Below are 11,988 nucleotides of genomic sequence, written 5' to 3'. Positions count from 1 at the left end.
GAAAAAAAGTTTAATAATATTAAAGCATACTTTAATTATATTCAAAAATAAATTAAAAAACATAAAATAAAAATAAAAAATAAATTATTGATAACAATTATCATTTACAAAATAATATCATTATGGTAAAATATAATCAAAGTTGAAAAAACAAAAGATTTTAGTATAAGAGAAAATAATTTACCATAAAAGCCATAAAAACACCTTAATATTATGTGAAATATTTTATACTGATTTTTAACTTTTAAATTACTCTTAATTGTTAAGAAGAATCTGGGAGTCTGCACCTGGATTCTTTTTTTGTGGAAATTTATAGAGAAGTTAAAATAATATTTTTTATATAAAAACAAGGAACTAACTGCTAATGAAAATCATTTACAAGTAACTTCTTCAGTGATATAATTATATTGGCTTTAAAAATTATCGCGGCAAATAATAATTTTTAAGGAGATTAAAGCAATGGCAAAAATGATGGGACCAAGATTTAAACAATGTAGAAGATTAGGACTAAATGTATGCGGACATCCTAAAGCAATGGATAGAGCAGTGAAAGGAACTTCTAGAGCAGATAAAAAACTTTCACCTTATGGACTTCAATTATTAGAAAAGCAAAGACTAAGAGCTTACTATGGAGTATTAGAAAAACAATTTAGAAATTACTACAAGAAAGCTGAAAAATCTAAAGAATCAACAGGAACAGCGTTAATTCAAATGTTAGAGTGTAGATTAGATAATGTGGTTTATAGATTAGGTTTAGCAAACTCTATAAGACAAGCACGTCAAATGGTTGTTCATGGACATATATTAGTTAATGGAAAAAAAGTAGATATACCTTCATTCTCAGTGAGTGTTGGAGATACTGTTTCTCTAAGAGAAAAATCTAGAAATAATGAAATGTTTAAAACTAATTTCCAAGAAAGAATGCTAGTAGTATATCCTTATTTAGCAAAGGATGAAGAAAACTTTGCAGGTACACTTATTAGAATGCCTGAAAGAAATGAGGTACCAATAGAAATAAATGAAATACTAATAGTAGAGTTTTACTCAAAATAATAAGTAAATTAAAAGACTCAATAAGATGATAGAATGTCTTATTGAGTCTTTTTTGCTATCTTAAGCAAAGTGAATCCTTTTATTTATTTTGGTAATAATAAGAAATATATATTTAAGGAGGTAAAAAATGCAAAAAAGAAACTTAAAATGTAATGCTACAAATTGCGCATTTAACCAAAGTATGGAGTGTAGTGCAGGAGCTATAAATATTAGAGGAGCTCAGGCAGTTACAACTGATGGAACTACTTGTTCTTCTTATGTAGACAGAAGTTCAAATTCATTTACAAATGGTGTAAACTATGTAAGAACTAATCCAAATAATATAAGTTGTGAAGCTTGTAATTGTACATATAACGAAAATAAAAACTGTACTGCTGAAAATGTAAGAATAGATGCACATAAAGCATCTTGTGACACATTTATTTGTGAATAAAATAAAACTAAGGTCTATCTTTTAAGTATTAAGGATAGGTCTTTTTTAATTATAATTATTTTATTAATTAAGGTGATTTTTGTTGTAGTTAAAAATAGATTAGGTTACTTTTTAATAAAGTGAGTAATCACTTATTTTTGGAGGGGCGTAAAATGAAAAAAGATTATTGTATTGAAATAAAAAATATTAGTAAGTCCTATAAAAAACAAAAAGTATTAAAAGATGTATCTTTCAGTATTGAAACAGGAGAAATATTTTGTTTATTAGGACCTTCAGGAGCAGGAAAAACAACTTTAATTAGGCTTATTATGGGAATGGAAAGAAGTAATCAAGGTGATATATTTATTTTAGGTAAAAAGGTGCCAAATCCACAAATTATAGAAGGTATAGGATATACATCACAATCGGATGCTCTTTATACGGATTTAAGTATAGAAGAAAATATGAAATTTTATTGTAGATTATATAAAGTGCCTAAAAATGAAAGAAAAAGTAGAATAGAAAAATGTTTGGGACTAGTAAATTTAAATGAAGATGATAAAAAAATAGTAAGGCAATTTTTCTGGAGGGATGAAAAGAAGGCTATCCATAGATATATCATTAATTCATAATCCCAAAATACTAATTTTAGATGAACCTACAGTTGGATTGGATCCCTTACTTAGAAAGCAGATATGGCAGGAGTTATATAGATTAAAAGAAAAGGGAGTAACTATTCTTATTACTACTCATGTTATGGATGAAGCATCTTATTGTGATAGATTGGCTTTACTCAGAAATGGAAGATGTATTTGTGTGGGAGAACCAGATAAAATAATAGAAGATAATGAATGCAATACTTTAGAAGACGTATTTTTAAAACTAGGGGGTGATGTATATGAGGATTAATGCTATGGTTTGTAGAATAATAAGACAGTTTTTGCAAGATAAAAGAACCTTAGGTTTATTAATTGTTGCACCCATGTTAGTTTTAACCTTAATGAGTTTTGTATTTACTGATGAAGATGCCGTACTAAATATAGGTGTGGAAAATTCTAATGTGAAGGAAATATTATCTTCTATGGATGATGATAATGATATAAATATAATGGATAAAAAAGAAGCTGAAGAAAAATTTGAAGATAAAGCTTTAGATGCATATATTTATGGTGATGAGAAAGAATTGAATATTTTATTAAATGGAGCTGATAATTCAGTAATTGGTCAGTTAAATAAAAATGTACAAGAAGCTATTAAGGATTACATGTCTCAAAAAGGCGAAGATAATAAAGCTATAATAGAAGATATAGAAAGTAATCCTATGATAAATATGATGAATAAGGATTTTTCTAATAAAATTGACTCTATAGATATAAGTTCAACAGAAATAGAATCATACAATTATTTTGGTGATAATGATATGAGCACCATAGATTATATAGGACCACTTTTAATAGGATTATTTATATTTTTCTTTGTATTTTTAATTTCTGGAGTAAGTTTCTTAAGGGAACGTACAACAGGGACTTTAGAAAGACTTTTGGCTACACCAATCAAAAGATATGAAATAGTTTTTGGATATTTGATTGGATTTGGTATATTTACTATAGTTCAGTCGGCTATAATATCTGCTTTTTCCATAGGAGTACTTAAAATATACAATGGTGGAAGTATAGGTCTTATTCTATTAATAAGTATTGTAATAGCACTTTGTGCTTTAAGTTTTGGTATGTTTGTATCATCTTATGCACATAATGAACTTCAAGTTATGCAGTTTATACCTATTGTTATAGTACCCCAAGTATTTTTCTGTGGATTATTTTCCATAAGAAATATGGCAGATCCTTTACAAATTTTATCAAAATGTATGCCATTAACTTATGCAGTAATGCCCTACGAGGAGTTATGACTTGTGGTTATAATTTACAGCAAATTAGTTCTGACTTACTAGTACTTATAGGATTTATAGTAGTATTTGCAATACTAAATATAATTACTTTAAAAAAACATAGGATTTGGTAAGTTGACAAAATGAGTAAATGGGTGAATTATATAATTCAGGAAATGATATCTCAAGACTATATAAAAGAAGAAATAAGAAAAACATTTTTAAATAATGCCTATCCTATATTTACAAAATTAATCAATAAATTTAAGATTGAAAAAGAAATTAATATGACAATTCAAAATATAATAAAATCTTTAACTTAATAAAAGCAGTATATGTAAACTTTACATATACTGCTTTTATTAAATTACCAAAGTTTATATGTCCCCTTATTGTAGTAATTATAATACATATAGTTAGCCCTAAATCCCATTAGTATTCCAAATAATAAGGAAAAAATGCCATGTATATAATTAGTTAAGACTCCCACTACAATAATATATACTACAGCTCCAACGTACATTTTCTTTGTGAACATCCAAATCCAAGAAAATAAAAAAGGAAAGAAATTAAACTTACCTTTATAAGTTTCATCACTATCTTTTATTTTTGTAAATTCTAGTTGATAATAAGGCTTTAGATTAGCAAACTCATCGTAAATTCTATTGCCTGTTTTACCATTTCTATAATATTCTTCATGATTACTTTTATTGTCAGGATTAAAAATTATTATTTTTTCATCTTCTTTATTATTCATATCTGATTTTGCACCACATTTAGGGCAGAATTTATTTTCTTTATCATATTTAAATCCGCAGTTTTTACAAAACATAATTTATCTCCTTTAAAATATATTTATAGTAGAGGACTGTAATTTTTTAGCGCGTAGATAGTAGAAGTATTATAAATATTATTGTTTGATCTGAACTCATATCTTTGAAAAGGAAGATCTGATGCTGAATGATTCAATTTTGGTTTTGACCATGATTTTCCCGAATCTAAAGACTCACTGGTATATAAGTCGAAATATTCAATCCATTGAATATATATTTTTGAACAAGTAGAAATTAAATTAGGAAATACACACATAGAATTCTTACTGATATATTTTTCTGATGAAATAGTAAAATTATTATCCATAAAGTTTCCTTGTATGTATTTACAATAGTACTTATTTTTATTATTTTCTGCAAAAACTATATGATAGTTATTTTCATTATCTATTATTGCAGATAAATAAATTTTATCTTTTTTAGAATTAGTTATTTGTTTAGGACTTGACCATGCATAAAGATTTTCATTAAATGTAGATGAAAATAGCTCCTCATGACGATCTATTAATTTAAAGTAAAATATGGTTGGAACATTATTATTATAAGTAATAACGAAATTAGTTAAGATGCTATAATTGATAAAATCAATTCTAGTTTTCTTACAAATATTTGATGATTTATATAAATGAATTATATACGCACAGTAAGGATATTTTTTATCTATAGAGTAATAGAATATATGATTTTCACTATTCAATTTTTTTATATAAGCAAATTTTATAAAGAAATTTTTATAATCATATTTAATAATTGTATTAAGATCAACGTTATCACTAGTTATAATTAAATTTTGAAGTTTTCCTTTTTTATCATTTAATATACCGTAAATATTATCCTTATCATCTATATCTAGCCAAATGTCTATAAATGAGTACTCGCCGTTAAATAATATACGTGAATCTATATTATTTAAATCAGAATCTATATTAGTAGAGACAATATTTTTACCAAGTTCAAACAAGGTTAGTCCTTTATTAATAGAATTTTCAACTAAGATAGAGGTTTTATTTATAAAAGGCATAATATCCCTCCTTAAAAATATTCATATTAATATGTATATTAAAAGGCGATTTTTTATACATAAATTATCAAAAATAATAAATATATTAATCTAACAGTAACATGTACCCATTAAAATCATATATTTTATATAAGAAGAGAATATGGTCTTTTCTAAATAAATAATCAGGAGAGGATATATGACATGAGTGAAGTAAAAGACAATTTAGGTCAAGATTGTTGTGGATGCGAAAAACCAGAACCAATTGAAAAGCCAAACAGATGCCAAGAGGGATGTTGTTCTCCAAAGGAGATACCAGCTCCATTGGATATATGTACAGCGAAGGGTATCCCAGTATTAGCTGACAGAATATACGACTGCGTAAATTTAGAAGATAAACAGAAAAAATATTTAAAAGACATTCAATTTTGTATAACATCACCACTTGATAATTATAAACAAGGGGATGAAATATGCATAAAAACTATTATAGTTAAATATAAATGCATAGGATTAATAGATGAAGAAATAGAAGTGAGAATCGATAATCTAGAGAATGAAGTATGTTTCCGTGCATCTAATGAATCTGAAAGTTGCAAATGTGAATTTGAATGTAATGGAAATACTGTTAAGAAAAAATTATATAACATATACAAAGGAAGCAAGACACTAGATGTTGATTGTTGTGAAGAAGGCAGAAAAACTATAATAGGTGAAGATTGTCTAGATTTTCATATTTGCAAAGCTAAGCTTATAGTTAAGGGTAAAATAGGATGTGAAGATTTCAGAGCAGAAACTGAAGAATTTAGCGGATCATTATGTGAAGGATTTGGATTTAACAAAGCAGATTTCTTTGGAACAATATGCTTACCATCAGGAAGAAATAGAATATACTTTGAAGAAGTTTTTGATGCATGTCTTTCAATTGATTGTATAAGAGCAACACAAACTTTTAATTCAAAAAATAAATTCTGTGCAGATGCTTTTTCAACTTTATTAATAGACAAAACAATATATGCTATTGTAAAAGAGGAACTTATAGTATATACAAATACAAATCCAGGAAGTATTGGATGTACAGATGGAAGAATTGGTTCAAACTGTTACTACAATGGATAAAAACATATAAACGGCTAATTATTAATTGTTTAAGCATAGCCTTATGTAATAAAATCTTCTCATTATACATATGTATAATGAGAAGATTTGTTTTTTTTGATAAAGGGGTGAAGGAAAATGAGTAAAAGGAATGATAATAAAATATTTGCCAAAGTTTTTGATCTTATATATGATATATTAAATACGCTATCAGATAAAAGTAATAATGAAATTAATATGGAAATAATTACGGTAGATGGAGTAAGAAAAGAAATAAAAATTACTAATAATAATGTAGATTTAATTAGAATGAATAGAAACATAATAATAATAGATAAAGAAGCATTACGTTTAGAAGATATAGTAAAATTAAAGATATTAGATACTAATTTGGATGATAGGATTAAAGATATATTTATAACAGAAGTAGAAAATATTATTGAAAAGGAAATAATACAAGAAAATAAAAATTCAGGCTACTATAGAGGAAGTAATAACTCATCAAAGGAAAAGAGTATAGAATGGTATATACATGAAAATAAAAAGAATATCAATAAAATTTGTTGCAAGGGATCAAAATGTGATAGTTATATAAATAATATTAAATCTGTGGATAAAAAGGAAGCTTTAAGTCACGATACATCATTAGATATAAAAAGAAAAGCCGTTTTGGAAGACTTCAAAGTAAATGTTGAGGAGAATAGTGTGTTAAGCTCCATAGAAAATAATAAAGAAAAAGTAATAAAAGATATTGAAACTGAAGAAATCCTTGTTTTAACTAATAACTCTGATGAAGTTGAAGTTGCAAAACCTATAAAAGTAGAAGAAGTGGGAGTAGTAACAGATATACATATGGAGGATTGTAAAGTAATTACAAATCAATCGTCTACAAAAGTAGTTAAAGATATTAAAGAAAAAAAATCAAATGCAGTGATAGATATAAAGGCTGATTATGAAGAAAAAATAATAGGCAATGTTAATACGGATATTCAATTAATTGAACCTGAAACTGTAGATATTTTGATTGTTGAACCTAGTAATAGAAATATTAACAAAGAAGAAATAAAAGATAAATACCTAACCTTTGATCCAACAGGGGAGAATTATATAGGTATAGTACTTGATGACGGAACCTTTGAACCACTAAAAGTATCTATGGAAACTATAACAATAGTACCTAATAATATAAAAAATATATTAGTTAATATAGATAAAAATAAAAATATAATAAATCAAGTAGTTAAAGATATAAATTACTCTAAGGAGAGTTTTACAAATTTTGTAGATATTGAATACGATGACAACATACTAGAGAAAAAAGAAGAAAATGAAACTTCCATAAATAATATTATTAATGTTTCAAATAGTACTATAAATAATATAGTGAATAAGGATGAAACGGCTTTTGTTGCTACTAAAGAAAATTCAGAACTAATAAAGAGTATAAAAGATATTCAATATGATTCAGTATCGAAAATAGATAAGATAGAAAAAATAGATATGGTCAAGTCAGTGGAAACTATTGAAAGTAAAAACTATGTTGTAGAAGATGTGAAATTGGAGAAAAAGCCTACTAGTTTAGTAAGCTGCGTGGAAACAAGTAAGAAAAATATATCAACACCATTTGAAGAAGATATAAATGGTGTTATTAAACAGGTTGGTAGTGGGGTCATGTTAGTGGATAACAATGATTCAGGTATAACAATTTACTCCACATCAAAAATAAGTTCAGTATTATAAAATAAAAAAGGGTGTGCATCTTCTTTTAAGAAGGTGCACACCTAACTATTTAATCAGAAAATAAATTTTAATAGAATTCTTATAATCTACTCTATATTAGGTTCATCAAGTGTAGCAGGTTCATCAGGTGTAACAGGTTCATCAAATGTGTCATATGCACCTCCGAACCCATAGTAAGAACCGTAGAATCCGATAGATTCTAAGCAAACAAAACTGATTTTATTAGAACTTGTATCAGAAAGAACTAATACATTACCTACTCTGCCAAGTACTTCAGCATTTTTTAAAGCTAACCAGCCAGCAGTAAGATTTACATTATTAGTAGAAAAAGATAGATTTCTAAATGTAGTATCACCACAGCAGCAATCATCATCTTTACAGCACATAAATGGATGTTTTTTATCTAGTAATGACGTTAGTCTTTCTTTAAAAGACCAACCACCTACACATGGATAGTACTCAAATTGAATAGCTTCTAAATCACATAGTGATACTTTATCAACTGGATATGGCACAAAATAATTATATTTGTGATAAACAGTAGTAGGAATTGGATAGTAGAAACCGTTTGCCAATATATTTATATAATCGGATTGACAAGGGTCAATAGATTTTAACTTAGCCCAAGGTGCTGCAGTATTATCATGACCAATTTCATCTTTCTCTAAAAAAGTACCTACTAAATACTTTCTTCCAATAAATGAAAATTTGTGGAAACATACATATTCTTTTATTTTTTCATTAAATAATAATTCTAATGCTTTTAGCATATCTTTTTTACAACAACAATCATCTTCTTTTTGACAAGGTTTTGGCTCAGGCTTATGTCCTGGACAATGGTGTGCTTCATTGTTTTGGCATGGTCTTGAAACCATCCAACCATTATTACTCATAACATCTACTCCTTCAAATATTATATTATAAGCTTTCGAAGCTTATAGTATAATATATTTATAAGATAAAATAATGTTACAAAATAAGTATAAAAAACTAAAATTTTGTTAAATATTGATGTATTTTAGGAATAATAGATGCTTAAGTTTATTACTAAAGAATTAATTTTAATATACTTAGGAATAATTTAATTTTATAAAATAATAAATCATTTAAAATTTTTTATAACATATTAAATACATCAGAAATTCATAATTAATAAGTACCATTTCGAAAATGCCATCGATATTAGAGCGACAATCATATTTAGGGAATATAAATATGAAATTTGGACTGGTCTCAGCGTTTAAGCAATGATTCACTTCTATAAAACTATTATCTAAATAATAATTAGCAGGTATGCAACATTTGTTCATTAAAGGGTCTCTATACAATCCGTAGACTTTCCAGTAGCTTTAAAATATATCTTTTTACTATTGTTGTAACTATATTTAACGAAGAGAAATATAAATAATTAAATAGAATTATTGGAGGGGTTATGATGAAATGCTGTTCTTATAAAATAGGAGTAATAGTAGAAATAATGAATAGTAACGATGAAAGATATAAGTTAATCACTATAGGAGAAGATCCAAAGGATATTTATACATTTACAAGACTTGTTGTAAGTGAGGAAACTTTGATATTGGATCCTAAGTACAATGAAATTACTGTAAAAGATTTAAATATAGGTGATTTAGTTGTAGCTTATCATTCTAATGTTATGACAATGAGCATACCACCACAAACAAGTGCCTATATTATAGAAGTAAAATAAAATTCAACTTTTTATGATATGGGATATATCCGTTTAGAAAATTATATTATAATAAAATAGTAATATTAATTTGGAAAAATTAACAAGGAGATGAGACTGTGGCAAAAAAACAACAAAAGACTAATGCCATGAGAATATTAGATGCTAAGAAAATCGAATATAATATGCATACTTATGAAGTTGATGATAATCATATAGATGGAATAAGTGTGGCACAGAAATTAAATCAAGATGAAAATATGGTATTTAAAACCTTGGTAGCACAAGGGGCAAGTAAGAACTTTTATGTTTTTGTAATACCTGTGGCAGAAAGTTTGGACATGAAAAAAGCAGCAAAAGCAGCGGGGGAAAAGAATGTGGAGATGATTCATGTTAAAGATATTAATAAAGTAACAGGATATATTAGGGGAGGATGTTCTCCTGTGGGAATGAAAAAATTATATCCTACTTTTGTACATGAAAGTGGACAGGGTTTAGAAGTGATAATTGTAAGTGGTGGAAAAATAGGATTTCAAATTGAGTTAAATCCTGAAGACTTACAGAAGATAATAAATTTTAAATATGCAGATATTATAAAGTAAGGCATACCTTTGGTATGCCTTAGAATCTTTTTGTTCTATAAAATCTATAAAGAAAATCTTTTTCTAAAGACTTGCTTAAGGTAGCAGTTTCATCGAAATTAATAAATCTAATCTCAAGAGAAGATTTATTAATAGGTATAACCTTGTGAATTAATTTCAGATTAACTATGTACTGTTTATGAGTAGTGAAAAAATTAGGAGGTAATCTTTTAGATAAATCATCAAAATTCTCGTAGAATTTTATAACATCGTGATTTCTAGTATATAAATTGATAGCTCTAGAATTTTTTTCAAACATAACAATATCATCAAAATTAATCATATGAACTTGTTTTCTTATTTTATAAACAAACAAAGTATCTTCAATAAAATTAGTTTTAGCCAGTTTATGAGAATTAATATGATCTATGGCAATATTTAATGAATCTAAAATCTTCTCACTGGTAAAAGGTTTTACTATAAAATCAACAGGATGAACTTTGAAACTTTCTAAGCTATAATCAGCAAATCCTGTCACAAAGATGATATGAACATCTGCGTCTATTTTTTTTATTTCCTTAGCGCAATCAATTCCATTTTTATGAGGCATATCTATATCTATTATAAGTAAATCTATTTTTTCTGTTTTAATAAACTCAATAGCATCTATACCATTCTTTACTTTTTTTACATAGTCTACATATCCAGAATCTTTTATTATATTTTCTATATCATCTCTTACAGCTTTATCATCATCGCATATCAAAACTTTTATCATTAGAATTATCTCCCCCCCCTTAGTAATATTTCGGTATTAAAATTGTAAATTCAGTCAAGAACTCATCACTACTTGCAAAAATGTGATAACCATATTTATCTAGAATATTTTTAACAAGATAAAGTCCATAACCTCTGTTATCGCCATCTTTAGTAGAGAATCCTTCTTCAAATATGCTTTCAGTATTGTAAATTTGTGGTCCGTTATTTTTTATAGATATAACATACTGAAACTCATCTTCGTAAACAAAGAGTTTTATATATTTATTGTCCTTATTGATAGTAGATAAAGAGTCAATAGCGTTATCAATTATATTTAAAAGTACAGAGCTCATATCGCTTGGCTCAATAACTAAATTATCAATAAAGTCCTGAATATAAACATCAAAGTTAATATTCTTCATAAGACATTCTTCGTACTTTAGTGAAGCTATGGCATCTAAATAAGAGACTTTTCCATATCTAGAAGTCTTAGACCTAAAACTATTAGATATGTTTGTGATGTAGTCTTTTGCATCATTGCTTAAATTATTATTAAGCAGAGAATAAACAACTTGCAAATGTTTAAGATAATCATGTTTTTGACTTCTAAGCTTGGCAATAATATTGTCTTTATGTTCTATTTTATTATTCAATTTATTTAATTCAGATTTGTACTCATATTTCATATTAAGTACTTTTGAAAAGCCATAGCCAATAAATAGGCATAGAAGCATGACTATTATTGCACATAGGGATATGATGACACCTTTTATCAATAATTTATTATGCAAGCTATTTAGCGTAAAAATAAATATATTATATATTATCAGAAATAACATTATTGATATAAATAAGCTAAGTAAATTTCTTTTTCCTAGGTCCATTTTATTATAAAACTCATATCTATATAAAATCAGATTAATTCCTACGAAAA

15 protein-coding genes are annotated in these 11,988 nt (G+C 26.4%); 10 read left to right on the top strand and 5 right to left on the bottom strand.

The window, feature by feature from the left end:
* Positions 1-459: 459 nt before the first annotated feature.
* The 6 genes from rpsD to QX51_RS20790 all read left to right on the top strand — a co-directional run bounded on the left by rpsD (position 460) and on the right by QX51_RS20790 (position 3,676).
* Positions 460-1,053: a 30S ribosomal protein S4 gene (rpsD, locus tag QX51_RS17915; RefSeq protein ID WP_039681269.1), complete on the top strand. Its 594-nt coding sequence runs from the start codon at positions 460-462 to the stop codon at positions 1,051-1,053.
* A 127-nt stretch (positions 1,054-1,180) separates the two neighbouring features.
* Positions 1,181-1,486: a DUF1540 domain-containing protein gene (locus QX51_RS17910; protein ID WP_039681268.1), complete on the top strand. Its 306-nt coding sequence runs from the start codon at positions 1,181-1,183 to the stop codon at positions 1,484-1,486.
* Positions 1,487-1,638: 152 nt separating this feature from the next.
* Complete coding sequence (locus QX51_RS21335) at positions 1,639-2,097, top strand: ATP-binding cassette domain-containing protein (protein WP_278246247.1); 459 nt, start codon at positions 1,639-1,641, stop codon at positions 2,095-2,097.
* Entirely contained in the window at positions 2,057-2,374 is a 318-nt protein-coding gene (locus tag QX51_RS21330; protein ID WP_242842775.1) for an AAA family ATPase, read from the top strand. The genes QX51_RS21335 and QX51_RS21330 overlap by 41 nt, the downstream gene beginning before the upstream one ends.
* A complete protein-coding gene (locus QX51_RS17900) occupies positions 2,364-3,374 on the top strand; it encodes an ABC transporter permease (RefSeq protein ID WP_052233155.1) in 1,011 nt (336 codons plus the stop codon). Before QX51_RS21330 ends, QX51_RS17900 begins: the two co-directional genes overlap by 11 nt.
* A 134-nt stretch (positions 3,375-3,508) precedes the next feature.
* Entirely contained in the window at positions 3,509-3,676 is a 168-nt protein-coding gene (locus QX51_RS20790) for a hypothetical protein (RefSeq protein ID WP_161791948.1), read from the top strand.
* Positions 3,677-3,720: 44 nt separating this feature from the next.
* On the opposite strand, the gene QX51_RS17895 is transcribed toward QX51_RS20790, so the two are convergent.
* Both QX51_RS17895 and QX51_RS17890 read right to left on the bottom strand, forming a co-directional pair.
* Positions 3,721-4,185, bottom strand: coding sequence for a zinc-ribbon domain-containing protein (locus QX51_RS17895; protein ID WP_039681267.1), 465 nt, complete (start codon positions 4,183-4,185; stop codon positions 3,721-3,723).
* Positions 4,186-4,208: 23 nt separating this feature from the next.
* The gene (locus tag QX51_RS17890; protein WP_039681266.1) at positions 4,209-5,207 is read right to left on the bottom strand and encodes a hypothetical protein; all 999 of its coding nucleotides are present in this window, start codon (positions 5,205-5,207) and stop codon (positions 4,209-4,211) included.
* A 183-nt stretch (positions 5,208-5,390) separates the two neighbouring features.
* Here QX51_RS17890 and QX51_RS17885 point away from each other — a divergent pair, with 183 nt between their 5' ends.
* Positions 5,391-6,305, top strand: coding sequence for a hypothetical protein (locus QX51_RS17885; RefSeq protein WP_039681265.1), 915 nt, complete (start codon positions 5,391-5,393; stop codon positions 6,303-6,305).
* A 117-nt stretch (positions 6,306-6,422) separates the two neighbouring features.
* A complete protein-coding gene (locus tag QX51_RS17880) occupies positions 6,423-8,024 on the top strand; it encodes a hypothetical protein (RefSeq protein WP_039681264.1) in 1,602 nt (533 codons plus the stop codon).
* 86 nt (positions 8,025-8,110) lie between these two features.
* Here QX51_RS17880 and QX51_RS17875 read toward each other — a convergent pair whose 3' ends face one another.
* Positions 8,111-8,917 (bottom strand): CotA family spore coat protein, encoded by an 807-nt coding sequence (locus tag QX51_RS17875; protein ID WP_039681263.1) that lies wholly within the window; start codon positions 8,915-8,917, stop codon positions 8,111-8,113.
* A gap of 542 nt (positions 8,918-9,459) precedes the next feature.
* Between QX51_RS17875 and QX51_RS17870 the strand changes: the two genes are divergently transcribed.
* Together QX51_RS17870 and ybaK are read left to right on the top strand one after the other, a co-directional pair.
* On the top strand, positions 9,460-9,735 hold the full coding sequence (locus QX51_RS17870) for a hypothetical protein (RefSeq protein WP_039681262.1): 276 nt from the start codon (positions 9,460-9,462) through the stop codon (positions 9,733-9,735).
* Positions 9,736-9,833: 98 nt separating this feature from the next.
* Entirely contained in the window at positions 9,834-10,316 is a 483-nt protein-coding gene (gene ybaK / locus QX51_RS17865) for a Cys-tRNA(Pro) deacylase (RefSeq protein ID WP_200886415.1), read from the top strand.
* Positions 10,317-10,335: 19 nt separating this feature from the next.
* Here the strand turns inward: ybaK and QX51_RS17860 are convergent, their stop codons facing one another.
* Positions 10,336-11,073 (bottom strand): LytR/AlgR family response regulator transcription factor, encoded by a 738-nt coding sequence (locus QX51_RS17860; protein ID WP_052233154.1) that lies wholly within the window; start codon positions 11,071-11,073, stop codon positions 10,336-10,338.
* A 19-nt stretch (positions 11,074-11,092) separates the two neighbouring features.
* Positions 11,093-11,968 (bottom strand): GHKL domain-containing protein, encoded by an 876-nt coding sequence (locus QX51_RS17855; RefSeq protein ID WP_408645583.1) that lies wholly within the window; start codon positions 11,966-11,968, stop codon positions 11,093-11,095.
* Between the last annotated feature and the right edge of the window lie 20 nt (positions 11,969-11,988).

The sequence above is a fragment of the Terrisporobacter othiniensis genome (genome assembly GCF_000808015.1).
GTDB lineage: Bacteria > Bacillota > Clostridia > Peptostreptococcales > Peptostreptococcaceae > Terrisporobacter > Terrisporobacter muris.
Note: the sequence above shows the minus strand (reverse complement) of the source record. Positions and strands in the feature narration are given on the sequence as shown.